Below are 21333 nucleotides of genomic sequence, written 5' to 3' on the forward strand. Positions count from 1 at the left end.
CACGGGTGAAGGGCATGGGTGAATCCCGACAACAGGCGGCGGTGCCGGCGCCGCTGCAGGCCGACGTCGTGATCGTCGGAGCCGGCGGCGCCGGCCTGGCGGCGGCCATCGAGGCCCGGGCTGCCGGCGCGAGTGTCTGGGTGCTCGAGAAGGGTGGGGCGCCGGGCGGGTCGACGGCCCTGTCCGTCGGCTCGGTGACCTGTACCGGCACCAGGCTGCAGCGTGCGGCCGGCATCGACGACGACCCGGTTGCGCACTGGGAGGACATGGCAGGTTTCGACGGCCCGCTGCTCGAGCGCGACAACCGGGCTCTGGCGCGCGTGTTGTGCGAGGAGATCCCCGCGACCTTCTCATGGCTGGAAGCCCACGGCGTGCGTTTCGCCGGCCCCTTTCCCGAGCCCCCGCACCGGCGCGCGCGCATGCACAACGTGTTGCCGAATTCGCGTGCCTTCGTGCACCACCTGGCCCGCGCCGCGCGGCGCTCGGGCGTGCGCTTCGCCCTGCGCGCACGTGCGGTGCGGCTGCTGCGGCAGGATGGGCGCGTCGCGGGCGTGGTCTACGAGCAGGACGCGCGCGAGCAGGTGGTGCAGGCGGCCCGCGCGGTCGTGCTGGCCAGCGGGGACTTCACCAACAGCCCGGAGTGCAAGCGGCGCTTCATGGGCGCGGACGCGGCTCGCGTGCCCGGCGTGAACGCGCTGGCCACCGGCGACGGCCAGCGCATGGCCGAGAGTCTGGGCGCCATCGTGCTCAACGGGGACCTGGCGCTGGGGCCTGAACTGCGCTTCGCGCCTCCGGACGGCGGATCGTGGGTGCATCGGCTGCCGCCGTCGCCGCTGCTGGCCGCAGCCATGGCAGGCGCGATGCGCAAGCTCCCCGCCGCCTGGCTGCGCCCGTTCATCGTGCGCTTCATCGCGACCGCTCTGGCGCCGAGCCTGCAGTTGTTCGAGCTCGGTGCGCTGTTGGTGGATGCGCGCGGACAAGCGGTCTCGGCCCCGCCGGCGCAGCTCGCGGAAGCCCTGGCGGCGCGCGAGCCTGGCAGCGGATTCATCGTGATGGACTGGCCCACGGCGCAGCGGTTCCGCGCTCCGCCTCATTCCGTTTCCACCGCGCCCGGGATCGCCTACGCCTACCTGGACGACTACGCACGCATCCGGCCGCGCATCCATTTCGAGGCGGATTCGGTCGGGGGGCTTGCCGCCGCGTGCGGCATGTCGGTCACCGCGCTGGAGGCCGCCCTGGGTGAGCGCGCCCGCGGCGCGGGCTTCGTCGCGCTGGGGCCGGTGCGGCCCGTGTTCGTGCACAGCGAGGGCGGTCTCGCGGTGGATGAGGCGCATCGTGTCCTGGATCGGCAGGGCCGGCCGCTCGCGGGCCTGTACGCCGCCGGTTCGGTCGGGCAGGGGGGGCTGTTGCTCAAGGGGCACGGCCACCATCTCGCCTGGGCTTTCGTGTCCGGCCGGCGTGCCGGACGCAACGCGGCGCTCGCCGCGGGGGGGACGGCGGGCGGCGCCGGGCATTCGCTCGCCGAAGACGGTTGACGGGGACCCTCGGTCCCCCATGCATACAACGATTCCAAGAGGAGACAACATGAACCAAGCAAGCGGAATTCGATTCGTCCCCGTCATCGGGCGGCTGCCGGCGGTGCGCAGACTCATTCACGCGGCCTGCGCCTGCGCCTGCGCGGGCGCGGCAGCGCTGCCGGGGCTGGCGAACGCTCAGGATGCCTCGGTCATCCACATCGGCATGATCTACGCCAAGGAAGGCCCCGCCGCGATCCTGGCGAAGAATCTGGTCGAAGGCAGCGAGCTGGCGCTGGCGCAGGCCGGCGGCAAGGTGCTGGGCCGTCCCGTCAAGCTGATCTGGCTGGACGAGCAGACGCCCCAGGACGCGGTGCAGAACACCCAGAAACTGATCCAGCAGTACAAGGTCGTGGCATTCATGGGCGGGACCATCAGCTCCAACGCCATCGGCATGGCCGCGGTGGCCGCGCGGGACAAGGTTCCCTACATCGCGACCAATGCGGCGGTGGCCTCGATCACCGGCAACACCTGCAACCGCTACACCTTCCGCACCCAGCCCTCCGTGCCGGTGCAGGTGGACATGCTGCTGCCTTACCTGAAGACCCTGGGCGACAAGTGGTACTTCCTGACCCCCTCCTACGCCTTCGGCCAGGACATTGTCAAGGCGGCTCGCGCCAAGATGAAGGAACTGGGCGCCACCGAGGTCGGCAGCGATCAGGTGCCCTTCAATACCGCGGACTACACCTCCTACATCCTGAAGGTCCGTCAAGCGCAGCCCTCGCTGGTATTCGGCGGCCTGGTCGGCGGCGACCTGTCGAATTTCCTGAAGCAGTGGTCGGCCATGGGCATGAAGAGCTCGATTCCCTATACGGCCGTTGCCGTCAGCGACAGCGACTTCTGGGACGTGGGGCCCCAGGCCGCAACGGGCATCTATGTCAACCCCTGGTACTACAAGGATCCGAACAATTCGGCGCAGTCCAGGGAGTTCGTCAAGGCTTTCATCGCCAAGTACAAGACGCCCCCCACCGACAAGGCCTGGCAGGGCTGGATCAGCACCATGGCTCTGCTGCAGTCCATCCAGTCCGCGGGGTCGACCTCGCCGGCGGCGATCGTGGCTGCGCTGGAGCACTGGAAGGATGACAACGGCGCCGGCAACGGTGCGTACTTCCGGCCCTGGGACCACCAGATGATCCACCAGGCGGTCATCTTCCGCGTCAAGTCGCACATCACCGGCAAGTACGACTACTTCGACGTGCTGCAGCGCGCGCCGAAGTCGCTTCAGGCCGCGGATGCCGCCTACGGCACGCCGGCGCAGGTCGGCTGCCACATGGGTCCGCTCTGAGCCCCGCGCAGGCCGCCCCATGCTGGGACTCCTCTTGTCGCAGGCCGCCAACGGCCTGACCCTGGGTGTCGTGTACGTGCTGATCGCGATCGGGCTTTCGATCACCTTCGGGCTGCTCGGCGTGATCAACTTCGCGCATGGGGCGTTCTTCGCCCTCGGCGCGTACGTCGCGTACGCGCTGCAGGGCTGGTGGGGCGTGCAGGCTGTCTGGCTCGCGCCGCTGCTGGTGGCCGCGGGGGGCATGGTGCTGGAGCGCCTGCTCCTGCGCCATCTGTACCAGCGCAACCCGCTGACCAGCCTCATCGTGACCTTCGCGCTGGCGCTGTTCATCGAGGCCCTGATCCGCCGCGTGTGGGGGCCGGCGGGGGTCCCGTTCAACACGCCCGACGCGTTGCAGGGCGTGTTGGTCTACGGCCCCTTCCTGATCACGACCTACCGGCTCGCGGTGGTGGCCTGCACCCTGCTGCTGCTGTGCGGCCTGTGGCTGTTCCTGAGCTTCACCCCCTACGGCCGCATCCTGCGCGCCGGCAGCCGGGACGCGGAAATGGTCGAAGCGCTGGGCATCCGCCTGCAGAACGCGCAGACCGGCGCCTTCGGGCTGGGCTGCGGCCTGGCGGCGGTGGCCGGCGTGCTGGCCGCGCCGCTGTGGTCGGTCAGCCCCTCGATGGGCAGCGAGGCCATCATGCCCGCCTTCGTGGTCATCACGATCGGCGGGCTGGGGTCGCTGCGCGGCTCCATCGTCTCGGGGGTGCTGGTGGGGGTGGTGACCGCGCTGACCATCCAGTTCGCGCCCGCCGCCGCCGGCGCGGCGATGTACGTGCTGATGCTTTTCGTCACCCTGGCGCGCCCGCGGGGACTGTTCGGCGAACGCTGGGAGCGCTTCGAATGAGCCCGCGTGAGGCATTGCGCCATCCGGCGCTGCTGGTCGGCCTCGTGCTGGCCTTGATGGCCGCGGGCGTGCGCTTCGCCGGCATGCCCGTCGACGTCGTCACGCAGATCGCGGTCTACACGCTGTACGGCCTGGGAGTGAATTTCCTCATCGGCTACCTGGGGCTGGTGCCCTTCGGCGCGTCCTTGTACTTCGGCGTGGCCAGCTACGCGGTGGCCATCGGCATGAGCCATTTCGGAGGCAACGAGGCCGTGGCCTTCGCCGGGTCGGTCGCGTTCACGACCCTGCTCGCGGTGCTCAGCGGGTTCGTGATCCTGCGCCGGCGAGGGGTGTACTTCTCCCTGCTCACGCTGGCCTGTTCCCAGCTGGCCTTCGAGATCGCCTACCGCTGGACGGATTTCACCGGGGGCGAGAACGGGCTGCAGATCGCCAGCCGCCCCTACTTCGAGTCGGCGAGGGGCTTTGCCGCGTTGGTCATCGCCGGGGTGGTGGTGGCCTGCGCGGTGCTGTGGACCATCGCGCATTCATCGTTCGGGCGGCGCATGCAGGCCGTGCGGGACAACGAGCGGCGCGCGGGCTGCCTGGGCATCGACGTGTTCCAGGTCAAGCTGTGGGCCTTCACCATCGCCGGAGCCACGATCGGCGTGGCCGGTTCCGGCATGGCGCTGCTGCTGCGCGGCGCCTACGCCAATCCACTGAGCTGGCAGCAGGCCGGCGATGCGGTGCTGATGGTGGCGCTGGGTGGAGTCGAGCACTTCCTTGGCGCGCTGTGGGGGGCCATCGCCTTCATCGTGCTGGAGAACAAGCTCAGCGCGTGGAGCGAGAACTGGTGGCTGTACTTCGCGCCGATCATCATCGTGCTCGCCTTCGTCAACCCCGGCGGAATCCACGGCCTGCTGCGGCGCATGCGCGGCCGCGCTGGACGCACCCTGGCGCGCGAGGAGGTGCCGCCGGCGCCGGCGGCTGTCGAGGCCTACGCACCCGCGCAGCGCGGGCAGGAGGCCGCCGCGGACGACACCCCGGTTCTCGAGGTGCGGGGGCTGAGCAAGCGCTTCGGCTCGATAGTGACCCAGAACGCCATCGACCTGTGCGTGGCGCCTCGGGGCGTGCACAGCGTGATCGGCCCGAACGGCGCGGGCAAGACCACGTTGTTCAACCTGCTGACCGGGCTGCTGGAGCCGGACGCTGGCAGCATCCGCCTGCGGGGCCGGGAACTCGCCGGGGTTCCCGCGCACCGGCGCACGCGCCTGGGCCTGAGCCGTTCCTTCCAGATCGTCTCCGTGTTCCACAGCCTGACGGTGTTCGAGAACGTACGCGTGGCGGTCGAGGCGGCCGCGGGCGGCGCGGCCTCCCTGCTCCGGGACCCCTACCGCGACCCCGGCGGACACCCGCGGGTCTGGCAGCTGCTGGGCGCGGTGGGCCTGGCCGAGCGCGCATCGAGGCGCTGCGACGACCTGTCGCACGGGGAGAAGCGCCTGCTGGACATCGCCATGTCGCTGGCCGCGGACGCGCCGCTGCTCCTGCTCGACGAACCCCTGGCGGGTCTTTCCGAGAGCGATCGGGAGCTGGTCGGCGGGATCATCCGGAGCATCGCCCGCACACGCGCGGTTCTGCTCATCGAGCACGACATCGACCGCGTGCTGGCCCTGTCCGATCGCATCACGGTCCTGCACATGGGGCGGGTGATCGCCGACGGCCCCCCCTCGGAGGTGGCCGCGCACGAAGCCGTGCGCGAGGCCTACCTCGGGGCGCGGCGCCCCGGACAGCCGGCGCCGGCGCGCGAGGAGCGCCCGGCCGCGCCGGAGGACGCGCGCGAACTGCTGCGCTGCCGCGGCCTCAGTGCCGGCTATGGCGGCAGCCTGGCCATCCGGGACATCGATTTCGAGGTGCGCACGGGCGAGATCGTGGCGCTGCTCGGGCGCAACGGCGTGGGCAAGTCCACGCTGCTCAAGACCCTGATGGGCATGCTGCGTCATGCGGACGGTCAACTCAGCCTGGACGGGCGCGACATCGGGCGCAAGCCCTCCTTCCTGCGGCGCCGCCTGGGCATCGCGCTGGTTCCCGAAGGCCGGCGCCTGTTCCCCAACCTGACGGTGGCCGAGAACCTGCGCCTGGCCCAGCGTCCGGGAGGCGCGCGCTTCGCGGAGGTGTGCGCGCTGTTCCCGAAAATTGCCGTGCTGGCCCGGGCGAAGGCCGAGAACCTCTCCGGCGGCGAACGCCAGATGGTGGCGATCGCCCGCGCGCTCATGGCGCCCAACAAGGTGATCCTGCTCGACGAGCCCTTCGAGGGCCTGGCCCCCGTGGTGGTGGCCGAGGTGAAGGCGGCGGTTCTCAAGCTGCGCGAGTTCGCCAGCGTCGTGATCGTCGAGCACAACGCCGAGGAAGCGCTGGAACTGGCCGATCGCGCCTACGTGCTGGTCAGCGGACGCGTGGCCTTCTCGGGCTCGGCGCGGCAACTGGAACAGGACCACGAGTTGCAGGAACGCCTGCTGGGCATTCATGGCGAGGACACGGCGGCCGGGCAGGCTCCGGCGGCTCGATCCGGTGCCGATCGAATTCATGGAGAACACGATGGACATCCCCAAGCATCACGATGAACAGGCGCCCCGCAAGGCGGCGATCCGGCGGGCGGACGCCTTGCTGTGGAAACAATTCCCCGGGCATTTCGGCCAGGCGCTCTCGAAGGAAATCGTCTCCCGCGAGACCCTGGGCAGCGAGCATCTGGACTACCGGCTGTCCTGCTACGAGCCGGGCGCCTACGTGGCCCGTCACAGCCATCGCCGGCAGGAGCAGATCTACCACATCCTGCGCGGCCGGGGACTGGTGATCCTGGACGGCCGGGAGACCCCCGTCGGGCCCGACGACGTGATCTTCATCCCTCCCTTCGTCGAGCACGAGTTGCACTGCACCGGCACCGACGAACTGGTGCTGCTGGTGATCACCAGCCCGCAGAGCGACGATTGACACCCGCGCGGCCGCAGTGCCGCGTTCCATCCCGGGGACCCCACCGCGCTCGCGGGCCGGGCCCCGTCCTGTCCGAATCATCCTGGAGTTCCGGAAATGCCCAACAACATTGCCATCGTGTTCGGTGGTTCGCGCGGAATCGGCCGAGCCTGCGTCGACGCGCTCGTGCGCGACGGCTTCGACGTCGCGCTGACCTACGTCTCCAGCGCCGAGGCCGCGCAACAGACCTGCACGGCCGCGTCCGCGCTGCGTGCCGGCGCTCGCGTGCAGCCCTACGCGGTGGAGGTGCGCGATGCGCGCGCGGTGGACGCCGTGTTCGGTCAGGTCGCGCAGGATTTCGGCGCACCCATCGGCTGCGTGCTGGCCAATGCCGGGATCAACGTGCCGCCCGGGCCGCTCGCGACCTTCGACGCCGAAGCCTTCCGCCGCCTCATGGAGGTGAACCTGTTCGGCGCCTTCAACATCCTGTCGGCGGCGGCCCGGCACGTGGCCGATGCGGGCTCCATCCTGGCGCTCACCACCTCGCTGGTGCGCGTGTCGATGGCCGGCCTGGGGCCCTACAGCGCGAGCAAGGCCGCGGTGGAGGCGCTGGTGCGCGCCCTGTCGCGCGAACTGGCCGGGCGCGGCGTGCGGGTCAACGCGGTGGCCCCGGGGCCGGTGGACACCGAGCTGTTCCACGAGGGCAAGACCGAGGAGGCCAAGGCCCGCTCCGCCGCGCTCAGCCCCTTCGGCCGCATCGGACGGCCGGAGGAGGTCGCCGAGCTGGTTGCCTTCCTGGCCTCGCCGCGCGCCTCGTGGATCCACGGGCAGGTCGTGCAGGCCAACGGCGGGCTGGTCTGAGGGCCCCCGTGAGCGGACACGGCCTAGGCGGCGCGGCCGCTCGCCGCGGCCCCTGCCGGCGTCCAGGCGCCGCCGCTTTCGCGGCGCCAGGTCCCCCCGCGGCCGTCCATGCGCAGCAGGTGCAGCCAGCCGTTGTCGGCCAGCTCGCGCAGCTTCGCATGGCGCTGCAGCACGGCCTCGATCGCGTCCTGCGCGGCCTCGATCAGCACGCTCAGGCGCAGCGGCTCGTGCATCCAGCGCTCGCCGTCGTGCAGCGACTGGCGCGACAGGCCGATGCGCAGGTCGCCGCCGTTGCCCTCGAACACCCCGATGTTCCCGCCCACCACGTTGTGCAGCAGCTTGTTGCCGCTGCCCAGGTGCTCGGGATCGCAGGTGGAGGCGTGGTATTGCCAGTTGATCCAGTGCGCTACGAGCATGGGCGCCGTCATCAGCGCCTCGAGCAGGCTGCCGTCGGGGTCGCCGGCGGCGTCGTAGTCGTGCAGGAAGCAGCGCCCGTCGAGCCGCGCGCCGCGCGAGCGCTCCCGCGGCGCCAGGATCAGCGCAGCATTCCCGGCCAGGCCCCATTCGGGGCGGGTCTGGGCGCCGTCGTTGGCGCGCTTGCGCAGGGCCTGCAGCAGCTGGGCGTGCGCGGCGCGCGCGTCCAGGCCCAGCCGGGGCGCGCGTTCGCGGCGCACCTGGTCGCAGGCGTGCTCCAGGGCCGTGCGCATGGGTTCCCACGCGGGCCGCGCATGGGCGGGCAGCAGGTCCAGGTCGAAGGCCTCGAGCTCGTCGGTGGTCGTGTTGTGCAGCGCCGCCACGAACACCGTGGCTTCGGGGATGTCGATGCCCAGCGGGCGCAGCCCCTCGCGCACCTCGGGCTCGTTGAGCAGGTGGGCCAGCGCGCGCGCATTGGTCTCGCCGCTGTTGCCGCAACAGGCCCCGCAGTCCAGCGCCGCGGCATGCGCGTTGTTGGCGCTCTGGCTGGCATGGCCCACCAGCAGCACCAGCGGCGCGAAGTCCCCCAGCAGCCCCATGGCGCGCAGCACGCGCGCGGCCAGTTCGGTCCTGGCCTGCGCGTCCAGTCCCAGCAGGCGAGGGCGGCACACCGGGCGATAGCGGGCGGAGACTCCGGCCAGGTCGTCGTTGACCCGCGGCCGCGCTGCCGGCACCAGCCAGCGCCCCAGCGCGCCCAGGTAGGTGAAGCCCGCCGACTCCACATAGGAGAAGGCCGCGGCCGGCCAGCGGCTGGCGCCGTCGCGCTGGCGCGCGGCGGCAAGGTTGCGGCCGCGCGCCGCGCGCGCGGCGCGCTCGAGTTGCTCCGGCGCCGCGCTGGCCTCGCCAAGCGCCGCCGCGACCACCTCTCCCAGTTCCACCGCGGGCGCCAGCAGGCCCGGCAGTTGCGGGCGCCGAGCCGTTGTGCCCAGCGGGGTGTAGGCGGCCGGCAAGCCGAAAAAGCCGGCGAAGCCGTGGGTGCGCACGGCCGGCCATACCGACTCCAGCGCCCGGCGCAGGGCTTCGCTGCGCACGTCGATGCAGAACACGGCCTGCGCTTCGGCGGGACGCGGCTCGGGCACGGGCGCCGAGCCGAGCCGGCTCAGCAGCTCGCGCTGGTAGCCGAGGTCGAGCGCGAGTTGCCAGATCTCGTCCGGCAGCAGTTCGTCGCCAGCCTGCACCAGCGCCGCAGCGGCCTGTGCCCACGACGCCTGCACCTGGGCGAAGGCCTGTTGGGCGCTCTCGCCGGTCCTGCATTCGAGCAGGATCACGCCCCAGGCGAGGCGGATCGCCAGCAGTTCGCGCAGATGCGAGTCCGCACGCCCTTCGAGCCCGGCCTGCCACCCCAGGTAGGCGCACCACGAGGCCCAGCCCTGCAGGCTCAGCAGCACGGCCTCCAGGTAGTCGGCCCAGACGGCCTCGGGCAGGCCCAGCCGGCCCAGTGCCCAGGCCTCGGCGTCCTCCCGCGTGGGGGGCAGCGCGTGCAGGCCGCCGGGCAGGCCGGGCAGGCCCATGAGCAGGGCGATGCCGTGGTCGTGGCCGATGGTGTCGCGCCAGAAGGCATACAGACCCTGCCCGCGCGCGGGCTGCCAGTCCGCCTGCCGGCGGTCGAAATACGCCGCGCAGGTCTGGCTGATCTGGTGCGTGACGGCGTCGCGCCAGGGAAGCCGGGCGTGGCGTCGGGGGTCGTCGTCGAGCAGGTCGATGAGCAGCGGCAGGCGCGGCAGCGCCGGCGGCATGCGCAAGGCTTCGACGCAGCGTGCGGCGTTCCAGCCCGCCGGCGAGGTCTGCGGCAACAGCGCAAGAGCGGCTTGCAGGTCCTCCGCGCCGACGCGCCCGCGCTCCCAGGCCCGCAGCAGCTCGTCGCGCGCCGGGAACACGCGGATGCCCGCCAGCAGCGCCATGCGGGCTCCCACCTCGCGCAGCGGCCGCCCGACGCGCTGCCAGTGCGGGTTGACGGCGATGGACTGGTCCAGCGGCCAGGCCGGCGCGATGGCCGCGCAGGCCTGCGCGCAGGCGGCGTCGATGCGCGCACGCAGGGCGGCGTCGGGCGCCACGTCGGGCGTCACATGGGGGGCGACAGCGGCCGCACCGTGCGGTGCCGATGCGGGGGCCGGGTTCAGGATCGGGGTGTCGGCGTGACTCATTTCGTGCTCCAGGCCAGCGCGGCGCGCTTCGAGGCCATCGACCGCGGCCGCGTCGGGCCGCCCCAGCGCGCGGGCCACAGGCGCAGCGCCACGCGGGTGTAGATCTCGTCGACGTAGAAGCCGGCGTAGCTCCAGCGACGCAGCGCGTCCAGGCGCCTGGGGCCGAGCTGCAGCGCGGCCAGCGCGGTGTACATCAGCGCCATGCCGGCCAGTGCGAAGGGCCCGGCGGCGTGCCAGGGCAGGTCCCGCGCGCCCAGCGCCAAGTGGTGCGCCAGCGCCGCGGCGGCACCCAGCGCGGCCACCAGGGCCACGCCCGTGGCCGCGCGCCAGGCCGCAAGGCCCGCGCTACGCGCGCTCCAGGCCGGCCACCACAGCAGCGGCGCCCAGGCCAGCGCCAGCACGCCGGTCCACCACCACGGCCACGGGCCGGCGCCCAGCGCGCGCAGCAGCACCAGCAGTACGGCGGCGGCCAGCCACGGCGCGGCCACGACGCTGGCTGCCGAGTTCGGCGCGCCGTCGCGCAGCCCGCGCAGCCTGCCCTGGCGCACCACGTCGGAGGCCGACAGGAAGGCGTGAGCCTTGTACAGCGAGTGGCCCAGCAGGTGCAGCGCCGCCAGTTCGTACAGGCCCAGCCCGCACTCCAGCACCATGAAGCCCATCTGCGCCACCGTGGACCACGCCAGGCGCACCTTGATGCTCACCCGCGTCAGGCTCACCATGCCGGCCAGCAGGGCGCTGGCCAGGCCGCAGGCCACCAGCAGCGAGCGCGCCGCGGGAGAGGCTGCCAGCAGCGGGGCGAAACGGATGAGCACGAAGCCGCCGAGGTTCACCACGCCGGCGTGCAGCAGCGCGGACACCGGGGTCGGCGCCTCCATCACCTGGATCAGCCAGCCGTGTACCGGCAGCAGCGCGGTGCGCAGCATCACCGCCAGCACCAGCAGCACGGCGCTGGCGTGCAGCGCCATGGGCACGGGGCCGGCCTGCACGAAGGCGAACAGCCTGGGCAGCGAGCCGCTGCCGCAGGCGTGCCAGGCCAGCGCCGCGGCGCCCAGCAGCAGCGCGTCGGCGACGCGGTCGGCGATGCGCTTCTTGTGCGCCGCCAGCCGCGCGAAGGGACGCTCGGGGTAGAAGCACAGCAGCCGGTGCAGCGCCGAGCCGATGAAGGCCCAGGCCGCGATCAGGCTCAGCCAGTGGTCGGCCAGCAGCAGGCACTGCACCCCCGCCAGCACGGCGGCCAGCGCCGCCACGTAGCGCGCCTGGCGGGGCTCGCCCTGCAGGTAGCGCGAGGAGAAGGCGCCGATCACCGCACCCAGGAACTGCACCAGCCAGGCGAGCCATGCGCCCAGGCCGCCGAGGGCCAGGCCGGGCAGCAGCGCAAGGCCCGCGCAGTCCGGCCCGCACCGCGCGCCCGACAAGGTGGCGGCCAGCACGCCGGTGGCGGCCGCCAGCGCCGCCGCGCACAGCAGCGCGAAGCGGCGCCAGGCCTGCGCGCCGTCGCGGCACAGCAGGGGGCTGGCGCCGAGAGCGGCCGCGGCCATCAGCGCCGCGGGGGCCAGAGCCGCGGCGCGCACCAGGGGAAGCATCGGGATCGGGAAGGTGTTCGGAGTCATGACCGATATGGTGCTTGCCAGGATGTGTTCTGTAAAATTCATTGTCTGGAACAGAACGTTCTTGGAAACAGAACAGACCATGAACCTCGACCGCCTGAACTTCCACCATCTGCTGTACTTCTGGCGCGTCGCCAGCATCGGGCACCTCACCCGTGCCGCGCAGGAACTGCACGTCGCGCAATCGGCCCTGTCCACGCAGATCCGCCAGCTCGAGGACCGGCTGGGCGAGGCGCTGTTCGAGCGCGGCGGCCGGCGCCTGGTGCTGACCGAGGCCGGGCAGATGGTGCTGTCCTATGCCGAGAACATCTTCGGGCTCGGGCAGGAAATGCTCGGGCGCCTGGAAGGCCGCGCCGAGGGCATGCTGCGCCTGCGCGTGGGCAGCGTGGCCACGCTGTCGCGCAACTACCAGGAAAACTGGATCCGGCCCCTCATCGGCGACCCCAACGTGGCCCTGACCCTCGAGTCGGGCCTGCTCGAGAACCTGCTGGAGCGCCTGCTGCAGCACCGCCTGGACGTGGTGCTGTCCAACGAGGCCGTGCCCTCCGATGCGGAGCGCCCCTTCCAATGCCGGCTCCAGGGCAGCCAGGCGATCTCGCTGGTCGGGCCGGGCGCGGTCTGGAAGCGCCGGCGCCTGCGCGTGCCGGAGGACCTGCACGGCCGCGAGCTCGCCGTGCCCGGCCCGCGCAACGCCCTGCGCGGACAGTTCGACACCCTGTGCATGGCGGCCGGCGTGAAACCGCGCTTTCGCGCCGAGGTCGACGACATGCCCATGCTGCGCCTGATCGCACGCGACAGCGGCTGGCTCACCGTGTTGCCCGAGGTGGTGGTGCAGGACGAACTGCGCACCGGTATCCTGGTGAAGGTCGGGCGCTTCGAGCAATTGCAGGAGCACTTCTACGCCATCACCACCACCCACCGCCACCGGCTCGAACGCCTGGAGCGGCTGCTCGAAGGATCCCGCAGCGCCCTGCGGCCGATGCGCCGCGAGGCGGGCTAGGGCAAGCCTGCGCGCCTGAGGTACAAGCGAAGGGCCGTGCGGCCCCGCCAAGCGGTTTTCACGCCATCGTTTCCACGGGAGCCACTCGATGAAGTCGACCACCGAGCAAGTCCTGTTTCTCAGTCTGATCGTCGCCCTCATGGTGCTGCCCAGGGTGCTGCAGCGCTGGCGCATTCCGGCTCCGCTCGGCGCCTTCGCCATGGGCATGCTGGGGGCGCTTGCGCTTCCGAAACTGGTCTCGGGCCAGGTGCTGCACGTGTTGTCCACGCTGGGCATCTCGGCGGTGTTCCTGTTCGCCGGCGTGGACCTGGAGCCTTCCGATTTCCGCCGCGGGCGCTGGCCGCTGCTGGGCAACCTGGCGGTCAACGCGCTGCTGCTGGGGATTCTCTCGTGGGCGGCGGTGCGCTACCTGCACATGCGCTGGCAGGTGGCGGCGCTGCTGGCGCTGGCGCTGCTGACCCCGTCCACGGGCTTCATCCTCAACGCGCTGCCCAGCTTCGGGCTTCGCGACGACGAACGCTACTGGGTCACGATCAAGGCGATCGCCGGGGAATTGCTGGCGCTGGCGGTGATGTTCGTGGTGCTGGAGTCCCATTCCTGGCAGGCGCTGACCCTGTCGAGCGCCGCCTTGCTGGCCCTGGTCGCCGCCCTGCCGGTGGTGCTGCTGCTGCTCGGTCGCTACGTGATCGCCTTCGCGCCCGGCTCCGAGTTCTCCCTGCTGCTGATGGTGGGCGTGGTCTCGGCCTACGTCACCTTCTCGATGGGCGTGGAGTACCTGCTGGGCGCCTTCCTCGCCGGTTTCGCGGCGCGCATGCTGCGCGCGCGCCTGCCCGGGATGGCCTCGGAGGCCAATCTGCACGCCATCGAGATGTTCGCCTCCTTTTTCGTGCCCTTCTACTTCTTCGACAGCGGGCTGAGCGTGCCGGCGCAATCCCTGAGTCCGCGCGCCCTGGGCCTGGGCCTGGCCATCACCGCGGTGGCCCTGCCCCTGCGCATCGGCATGGTCTGGGTGCAGCGCCTGTTCATCCGCGGCGAGAGCCTGCGTGGCAGCCTGCGCGTGGCCACGGCGCTGACGCCCACGCTGGTGTTCACCCTGGTGCTGGCGGGTCTGCTGCGCGAGCGCTTCGGCATCGACGACACGCTGTACGGAGCCTTGCTGCTGTACGCAGGGCTGTCGACCTGGCTGCCCTCCCTGGCGCTGGCGCAGCCCTTCGTGCTGGAGCGCATGCCCGCGCGCGAAACGGGGCAGGGCGGCTAAACTGAAATGCTCCGCCGGCTGGCCGGCGCGAGCTCCGAGCCCCTCATCCTGGAAGCCCTGGCCATGAAATCCCGTGCCGCCGTCGCCTTCGCCCCCGGCAAGCCCCTTGAAATCGTCGAGATCGACGTGGCGCCGCCGCGCAAGGGGGAAGTCCTGGTGCGCATCACCCATACGGGGGTGTGCCACACGGACGCCTTCACCCTGTCCGGCGCCGACCCCGAGGGGGTGTTTCCCGCGGTGCTGGGCCATGAGGGTTCGGGCGTGGTGGTGGAGGTGGGCGAGGGCGTCACCAGCGTGCGCCCGGGCGACCGCGTGATCCCGCTGTACACCGCCGAGTGCGGCGAATGCCTGTTCTGCAAGTCGGGCAAGACCAATCTGTGCGTGGCGGTGCGCGCCACCCAGGGCAAGGGCCTGATGCCCGACGGCACCACGCGCTTTTCCTACGAGGGCCAGCCCGTCCACCATTACATGGGCTGCTCCACCTTCAGCGAATACACGGTGGTGGCGGAGGTTTCGCTGGCCAAGGTGGACGCCCGTGCCGACCCCGAGCAGACCTGCCTGCTGGGCTGCGGCGTGACCACCGGGCTGGGCGCGGTGTCCAACACCGCCAAGGTGCAGCCCGGCGACACCGTGGCCGTGTTCGGCCTCGGCGGCATCGGGCTGGCCGTGGTGCACGGGGCTCAGCTGGCGAAGGCCGGTCGCATCATCGCCATCGACACCAACACGGACAAGTTCGAGCTGGCCCGCCTGTTCGGCGCCACCGACTGCGTCAACCCCAAGGACCACGACAAGCCCATCCAGCAAGTCGTGGTGGACATGACCGGCTGGGGCGTGGACCATTCCTTCGAATGCATCGGCAACGTGCAGGTGATGCGTGCGGCGCTGGAGTGCGCGCATCGCGGCTGGGGCCAGTCGATCATCATCGGCGTGGCCGGCGCGGGCCAGGAGATCTCCACCCGGCCCTTCCAACTGGTCACCGGGCGTACCTGGAAGGGCACGGCCTTCGGCGGGGTCAAGGGGCGCAGCCAACTGCCCGGCATGGTGGAGGACGCGATGCGCGGAACCATCAAGCTGGCGCCCTTCGTCACCCACACCATGGGGCTGGAGGGCATCAACGAGGCCTTCGATCTGATGCACGAAGGCAAGTCCATCCGCAGCGTGATTCATTTCTGAGCGGCGGGACTCGCGATGGAGCGGATCGAACACCACGCCAGCTTCGGCGGCCGCCAGGAGGTCTGGCGCCACGCCTCCGCCACGCTGGGCTGCGACATGAAGGTCGGCGTGTACCTGCCGCCGGCGGCGCTGCAGGGGCGGCGCTGCGCGGTGCTGTACTGGCTGTCGGGCCTGACCTGCACCGAGCAGAACTTCATCACCAAGGCGGGAGCGCAGGAGCATGCGGCGCGCCACGGGCTGATCGTGGTGGCGCCGGACACCAGCCCGCGCGACCCGGACGCGAGCCTGGGCGTGGCCGACGACCCCGCCTACGACCTGGGGCAGGGCGCCGGCTTCTACGTGGACGCCACCGAGGCGCCGTGGTCCGCGCATTACCGCATGCAGAGCTACGTGGCCGAGGAACTGCCGGCATGGGTCGAGGCGCATTTCCCGGCGACCGACGCGCGGGGCATCAGCGGGCATTCGATGGGCGGGCACGGGGCGCTGGTCACGGCGCTGCGCCATCCCGGGCGCTACCGCAGCGTCTCGGCCTTCGCTCCCATCGTCGCGCCGTCGCGGGTGCCGTGGGGGCGCAAGGCCTTCACGGCCTATCTCGGCGAGGACCCGCGCGCCTGGCGGGACTGGGACGCGGTGGAATTGCTGGCCGGCGCGAAGCAGGGCCTGGCGCTGCTGGTGGACCAGGGCGGCGACGACCCCTACCTCGACGAGCAGCTGCGCCCGCAACTGCTGCGCGAGGCCTGCGAGGGCGCCGCGCACCGACTGCAGCTGCGCATCCACCCCGGCTACGACCACAGTTACTACTTCGTCGCCAGTTTCCTGGGCGAACATTTCGAGCATCACGCACGCCACCTGGGCGACGGGGCGCCGAGCATCCGGACATGAGGGAGAACCGCGAATGAACACCAAGGCACAGCCCCTGCGCATCGGCTTCATCGGCCTGGGCATCATGGGCCGCAGCATGGCCGGGCATCTGCTGGCCGCCGGGCACGAATTGCGCGTGTACAACCGCTCGCGCGACAAGGCCGACGATCTGGTCGCGCGCGGCGCGCGCTGGTGCGACAGCCCCGGCGAGGTGGCGGCCGGTTCGGAGATCGTCGTCACCATGGTGGGCTACCCCGCCGACGTGGAAAACATCTACCTGGGCGCGGGCGGCATCGTCGAGCGCGCGGCCGCGGGCACGCTGCTGGTGGACATGACCACGTCCAGCCCCTCGCTGGCGCGGCGCATCGCCCAGGCCGCGCGCGAACGCGGCTGCGGCGCGCTGGACGCTCCGGTGTCCGGCGGCGACGTCGGCGCGCGCGAGGCCCGGCTGTCCATCATGGTCGGCGGCGAGGCGGCGGATTTCGAGCGCGCGCAGCCGGTGCTGGCGTTGATGGGCACCAACATCGTGCGCATGGGCGGCCCCGGCACCGGGCAGCACACCAAGATGTGCAACCAGATCGTCATCGCCTCGACCATCGTCGGGGTCACCGAGGGGCTGGTCTACGCGCAGCGTTCCGGGCTCGACCCCTCCACCGTGCTGCAGGCCATCGGCGGCGGCGCGGCCTCGGGCTTCCAGCTCAACGTGCTGGGCGCGCGCATCGTCGCCGGGGACTTCGCGCCGGGATTCTTCATCGAGCATTTCCTCAAGGACCTGGGCATCGCGCTGGGCGAGGCCGAGCAGATGGGCCTGGATCTGCCGGGCCTGGCGCTGGCCCGCGGCCTGTACCAGCGCATGGCCGAGCGCGGTCTGGGGCGCGACGGCACGCAGGCGCTGATCAAGCTGTACCAGGGCTGAGGGGTACTGCGGGTATTACGGGCATTGCGCGGCCGAGGGAACTTCGGCCGCGCCGCGTGGTCCAAGGGGGCATCTTGTCCAAAACGCGGCCCGGCCCGGCGCGCTATGCCCATGAATACGCAGGTATCCAGCCCCTCGTCCGAGGCCCCGCCAGGGCCGCTCTCCGGTCCGCCTTCCGGTCCGCCTGCGGGTCCGCCTTCCGGTCCGCCCCCGGCGCCGCCGTCGGAGTCATCCGGCGCCGCCGCCTCACCCGCGGCTTCCGCCGCGCATCCAGCCGCGCATCCCGCGGCGCAACGCCGCGCCTTTTCCGTCGTGTTCATGATCGAGCTGTGGGAGCGCTTCGGCTTCTACGGCATGGCCGCGCTGATGGTGCTGTACATGGTGCAGGGCCTGGGCTACACCGACGAGCGAGCCAACCTGAGCTGGGGCGCGCTGAGCGCGCTGGTCTACGCGCTGCCGGTGCTCGGCGGCTGGGCCGGCGACCGCTGGCTGGGCACGCGGCGCTCGATGCTCGCCGGCGCCACGGTGCTGTTCGTGGGCTACGGCCTGCTGGCGCTGCCGCTGCACGGGGTCGAGTGGCTGTACGCCGCGCTGGCGCTGATCGCCGCCGGTAACGGGCTGTTCAAGCCCAATGCGGCCAACCTGGTGCGGCGCATCTACGAGAACCAGCCGGCGCGCATCGACAGCGCCTTCACCGTCTATTACATGGCCGTCAACGTGGGTTCCACGATCTCGATGCTGGCCACACCCTGGGTGCGCGAGGTCTGGGGCTGGCACGCGGCCTTCGCGGTGAGCTGCGCGGGCCTGCTGCTGGGCCTGGCCAACTACTTCTGGATGCGCACGGCGCTGCACTGGGTGGGCAACCCGGCCGACGCCCGGCCCCTCGGAGCGCGCCTGCGGCTGTGGCTGCTGGCCGGCATCGCGCTGGCCGTCGCGGCCGGGGTCACCCTGCTGACCAGGGTCGAGCTGGCCGACCTGTGCGTGGCCGGCGTGGGCGTCGCCGTGTTCGTGCTCTACGCGGTGGCGCTACGCCGCGCCGCTGCGCATGAGCGCCCGGGCCTGCTCACCGCGGGCGTGCTGGTGCTGGAGGTGGGCCTGTATTTCGTGTTCTATCAGCAGATGTCGACCTCGCTGACCCTGTTCGCGTTGCGCAACGTCGACCTCGTGCTGCGCGTCCCCGGGCTGCCGGCGCTGCAGCTGCTGCCGGCGCAGTTCCAGGCCCTCAACCCCATCTGGATCATGCTGCTCAGCCCGGCCCTGGCCTGGCTGTACACGCGTCTGGCGCGCGGGCCCGGCGATGCTTCGCCGGGGCTGAAATTCGCGCTCGGCTTCGCGGCGGTGGCCGCCGGTTTCGCGGTGTTCGCCGCCAGCGGCATGGCCGCGGTCGACGGACGGGTGCCGGCGTGGTGGGTGGTGGCGGGCTACGGCCTGGTCTCGCTCGGCGAACTGCTGATCAGCGCGCTGGGCCTTGCCGTGATCGCGCGCTACGTACCGGCGCGCCTCTCGGGCTTCCTGATGGGCGCCTTCTTCGCCGTCAGCGGCATTTCGATGTATCTCGGCGGGCTGGTCGCGAACTTCGCGAAGGTGCCGGCAGGTTCATCCATGAGCGCGCAACAGACCCTGCCGCTGTATCTCGACTTGTTCGGGCAACTGTCGCTTGCCTCGCTGGCGGGCTTCGGGCTCTCGCTGATCCTGCTGGCCGGCCTGCGGCGCGTGAGCCCCGGACCGCGGACGGCCTGAACCGGCTCAGCCCTTGCGCGCCGCCTCTCGGAAGCGCGCGGCGAGTTCGCGCCGCAGTTCCTTGCGCAGCTTCGCGGCCTCGAAGCGGCGCAGCTCGTCCGGGGTGGAGGGCTGCAGCGGCGGCACCGGCACCGGGCGCCCGTCCTCGCCCACCGCCACCATGGTGAAAAAGCAGCTGTTCACGTGGCGCTGGGTCTGGGTGCGGATCTCCTGCGCCACCACCTTGATGCCCACCTCCATCGAGGAACTGCCGGTGTAGTTCACGCTGGCCAGGAAACTGAGCAGTTCCCCCACCAGGATGGGTTGCAGGAAGGTCACCTGGTCCACGCTCAGCGTGACCACGTAGCTGCCGCTGTACTGCGCGGCGCAGGCGTAGGCCACCTCGTCCAGCAGCTTGAGCACCGCTCCGCCGTGGACCTTGCCCGAGAAATTCGCCATGCCCGGCGTCATCAACACCGTCATGGTCAGTTGGTGGGAACCCATGGAAAAGACCTTTCGCTACGCCGAGACTTCCGGATTGTGCCTGGGGCAGGGCCCAGGCCCCCGAAGCCATGCGCGGGCCTGGATGGGCGGCGGCGCGGGCGTCACGGCTGCGCCGCCTCGGTCGAGGGGGGCGGGGCCGTCCGCTCGGCGCGCTGGCTGTAACGCATGCGCAGCCCGCCCTGCGGGCGGTTGCTCAGGCGCACTGTGCCGCCCAGGTTGGCGGCGATGCTGCTCATGATGGCCAGGCCCAGGCCGCTGCCGCCCTGTTCGCCGTCGCGGTGCAGGCGGTTGAAGGCCTCGAAGGCCTGGGGCAGCAGTTCCTCGGGAATGCCCGGGCCGTCGTCGTCGACGTCCACATGGGTCCAGGCCAGGCCGTCGGGCCCGGTCCCGGTGTGGCAGCTCAGGTCCACGCGCCCTCCGGGGCGGGCGTAGCGCAGCGCGTTGTCCACGGCGTTGCGCAGCAGGGTGTAGAGCTGGGTGGGGTCGGCCAGGATGGGCGCGGCCCGCGGCGCAGGCTCCGCGTGCTCGATGCCGATGTCGATGCCGCGCTGGCGAGCCAGCGGCAGCAAGTCCTCCAGCACGTGGCGCAACACCCCCATCGGGTCCACCGGCCGGGGCTGGCCGGCCGGGCCCGACTGGGCGCGGGCCAGGCTGAGCAACTGCTCCACGACCGCGCGCGTGCGCGCCAGCCCGCCGAGCATGCCGTGCAGGCGCTCGCGCGCCTCGGGTGGCAGTTCCACGTGGTCCAGGTTCTCCGCCTGCAGGGTCAGCGCGGCGATGGGGGTGCGCAGTTCGTGCGCGGCATCCGCCAGGAAGCGGCGTTCGCGTTCGCGCAGCGCGCGCACGCGCTCGAGCAGGCCGTTGATGGAGGCGACGAAGGGCAGCAGCTCGCGCGGCACCTCGGCCATGGGCAGGGCTTCGAGGCGCTGTTCGCTGCGCGCATTCACCTGCGCCGCCAGGCGCAGCACCGGGCGCAGCGCGCGGCGCAGCACCAGGGTGGCCAGCAGCGCCAGCAGGGGAATCAGCGCCAGCAGCGGGTACAGCGTGCGCTGCGCGCTGTCGGTGGCGGCGTCGGAGCGCAGGTCGGTACGCTGCGCCGCGGCGATCATGCCCCCCGGGTCACGGCGCACGAACACCCGCCAATGGTGCCCGTCCGCTTGCAACACGTGCATGCCCGGCGCCAGGCCGGCCGGCAGCGGCAGGCCGCCGGGGGCGCCCAGGCGCTGCACCACGATGCGCGCATCCTGGTCGATCTCGGGTGCGCGCGCCGGCAGCGTGGCCTCGGGCATCGGGCCGCCGGCGTGCACCAGCGCCGCCACCTGGCGCAGCTGCACGTCCTGCAGGCGGTTGGCCTCCACGTAGCCCAGCACGTAGGACACGGCGCCGGTGCACACGCCCACCAGCGCCACCATCAGCGTGGTGGACAGCCACAGCCTGCGCAGCAGCGACTGCCCGGCCCAGTGGCGCAGCGCCTGCACGACCGTCATGGCGCGTCGGCCGTGCCGCCGGCGTCGCGGTCGACCACCCAGCCCACGCCGCGCACGTTCTTGATGGCGCCGGCGCCGAGCTTCCTGCGGATGCTGTGGATCAGGTATTCCACGGCGTTGCTCTCCACCTCTTCGTTCCAGCCGTAGATCAGGTTCTCCAGGTCGTCGCGCGACAGCACGGCGCCCGGGCGCAGCAGCAAGGCGTGCAGCAGCGCGTATTCTCGCGCGGACAGGCGCGCGCCGGCCTCGCCGAAACGGGCCTGGCGGGTGGCGGGGTCCAGCGTGACCACGCCGTTGCCCAGCAGCGCCTGCGCCTGGCCGCCCTTGCGCCGCGCCACGGCGCGCAGGCGCGCCAGCAACTCGCCGGTCTCGAAGGGCTTGATCAGGTAGTCGTCGGCCCCCAGGTCCAGGCCGCGGATGCGGTCGTCCACGCCGTCGCGCGCGGTGACGATGATCACCGGCAGGTTGTAGCCCGAGCGCCGCGCCGCCTGCAGCACCCCCAGGCCGTCGCGCCTGGGCAGCCCCAGGTCCAGCAGCATGGCCTCGTAGGGCGCGGTGCGCATGGCCAGCAGCGCGGCGTCGCCGTCGAGCACCCAGTCCACCGCGTGCGCGGCGTCGCGCAGCGCCTGCTGCGTGGC

At 71.9% G+C, this 21333-nt stretch carries 17 protein-coding genes; 12 read left to right on the forward strand and 5 right to left on the reverse strand.

Annotated elements, in window-relative coordinates:
* Positions 1-14: 14 nt before the first annotated feature.
* The 6 genes from D466_RS22160 (at position 15) to D466_RS0117035 (ending at position 7552) form a co-directional block, all read left to right on the forward strand.
* On the forward strand, positions 15-1535 hold the full coding sequence (locus D466_RS22160; protein ID WP_051083777.1) for an FAD-dependent oxidoreductase: 1521 nt from the start codon (positions 15-17) through the stop codon (positions 1533-1535).
* 49 nt (positions 1536-1584) lie between these two features.
* The gene (locus D466_RS0117015) at positions 1585-2859 is read left to right on the forward strand and encodes an ABC transporter substrate-binding protein (protein ID WP_018914904.1); all 1275 of its coding nucleotides are present in this window, start codon (positions 1585-1587) and stop codon (positions 2857-2859) included.
* A gap of 19 nt (positions 2860-2878) precedes the next feature.
* Positions 2879-3748: a branched-chain amino acid ABC transporter permease gene (locus D466_RS0117020; RefSeq protein ID WP_018914905.1), complete on the forward strand. Its 870-nt coding sequence runs from the start codon at positions 2879-2881 to the stop codon at positions 3746-3748.
* Complete coding sequence (locus tag D466_RS22165) at positions 3745-6345, forward strand: branched-chain amino acid ABC transporter ATP-binding protein/permease (protein WP_038166668.1); 2601 nt, start codon at positions 3745-3747, stop codon at positions 6343-6345. Before D466_RS0117020 ends, D466_RS22165 begins: the two co-directional genes overlap by 4 nt.
* Positions 6320-6712: a cupin domain-containing protein gene (locus tag D466_RS0117030; protein WP_018914907.1), complete on the forward strand. Its 393-nt coding sequence runs from the start codon at positions 6320-6322 to the stop codon at positions 6710-6712. Before D466_RS22165 ends, D466_RS0117030 begins: the two co-directional genes overlap by 26 nt.
* Before the next feature lie 96 nt (positions 6713-6808).
* Positions 6809-7552, forward strand: a complete 744-nt coding sequence (locus tag D466_RS0117035) for an SDR family oxidoreductase (protein WP_018914908.1) — start codon at positions 6809-6811, stop codon at positions 7550-7552.
* Between the two features lie 23 nt (positions 7553-7575).
* Here D466_RS0117035 and D466_RS0117040 read toward each other — a convergent pair whose 3' ends face one another.
* On the reverse strand, positions 7576-10170 hold the full coding sequence (locus D466_RS0117040) for a YbcC family protein (protein WP_081630009.1): 2595 nt from the start codon (positions 10168-10170) through the stop codon (positions 7576-7578).
* Positions 10167-11780 carry an NADH-quinone oxidoreductase subunit L gene (locus D466_RS0117045; protein WP_018914910.1) on the reverse strand — a complete coding sequence of 538 codons (1614 nt, stop codon included), beginning with the start codon at positions 11778-11780 and terminating at the stop codon, positions 10167-10169. Before D466_RS0117045 ends, D466_RS0117040 begins: the two co-directional genes overlap by 4 nt.
* 79 nt (positions 11781-11859) lie before the next feature.
* Here D466_RS0117045 and D466_RS0117050 point away from each other — a divergent pair, with 79 nt between their 5' ends.
* The 6 genes from D466_RS0117050 to D466_RS22170 all read left to right on the forward strand — a co-directional run bounded on the left by D466_RS0117050 (position 11860) and on the right by D466_RS22170 (position 18725).
* Positions 11860-12777, forward strand: coding sequence for a LysR family transcriptional regulator (locus D466_RS0117050; RefSeq protein ID WP_018914911.1), 918 nt, complete (start codon positions 11860-11862; stop codon positions 12775-12777).
* A gap of 88 nt (positions 12778-12865) precedes the next feature.
* Positions 12866-14035: a cation:proton antiporter gene (locus D466_RS0117055; RefSeq protein ID WP_018914912.1), complete on the forward strand. Its 1170-nt coding sequence runs from the start codon at positions 12866-12868 to the stop codon at positions 14033-14035.
* Between the two features lie 63 nt (positions 14036-14098).
* Entirely contained in the window at positions 14099-15208 is a 1110-nt protein-coding gene (locus D466_RS0117060) for an S-(hydroxymethyl)glutathione dehydrogenase/class III alcohol dehydrogenase (protein ID WP_026285413.1), read from the forward strand.
* A gap of 15 nt (positions 15209-15223) precedes the next feature.
* Positions 15224-16090: an S-formylglutathione hydrolase gene (gene fghA / locus D466_RS0117065; protein ID WP_018914914.1), complete on the forward strand. Its 867-nt coding sequence runs from the start codon at positions 15224-15226 to the stop codon at positions 16088-16090.
* A 13-nt stretch (positions 16091-16103) separates the two neighbouring features.
* On the forward strand, positions 16104-16985 hold the full coding sequence (locus tag D466_RS0117070) for an NAD(P)-dependent oxidoreductase (protein WP_018914915.1): 882 nt from the start codon (positions 16104-16106) through the stop codon (positions 16983-16985).
* A 111-nt stretch (positions 16986-17096) separates the two neighbouring features.
* On the forward strand, positions 17097-18725 hold the full coding sequence (locus D466_RS22170) for a peptide MFS transporter (RefSeq protein WP_196803509.1): 1629 nt from the start codon (positions 17097-17099) through the stop codon (positions 18723-18725).
* Positions 18726-18731: 6 nt separating this feature from the next.
* Here the strand turns inward: D466_RS22170 and D466_RS0117080 are convergent, their stop codons facing one another.
* The 3 genes from D466_RS0117080 to D466_RS0117090 all read right to left on the reverse strand — a co-directional run.
* Positions 18732-19208: an acyl-CoA thioesterase gene (locus D466_RS0117080; protein WP_018914917.1), complete on the reverse strand. Its 477-nt coding sequence runs from the start codon at positions 19206-19208 to the stop codon at positions 18732-18734.
* 101 nt (positions 19209-19309) lie between these two features.
* Positions 19310-20695 carry an ATP-binding protein gene (locus tag D466_RS0117085; protein WP_018914918.1) on the reverse strand — a complete coding sequence of 462 codons (1386 nt, stop codon included), beginning with the start codon at positions 20693-20695 and terminating at the stop codon, positions 19310-19312.
* On the reverse strand, positions 20692-21333 hold a 642-nt coding region (locus D466_RS0117090; RefSeq protein ID WP_018914919.1), incomplete at its 5' end, for a response regulator. The genes D466_RS0117090 and D466_RS0117085, both read right to left, overlap by 4 nt.

The sequence above is a fragment of the Thiomonas sp. FB-6 genome (assembly GCF_000377645.1).
Taxonomy (GTDB): domain Bacteria; phylum Pseudomonadota; class Gammaproteobacteria; order Burkholderiales; family Burkholderiaceae_C; genus Thiomonas_A.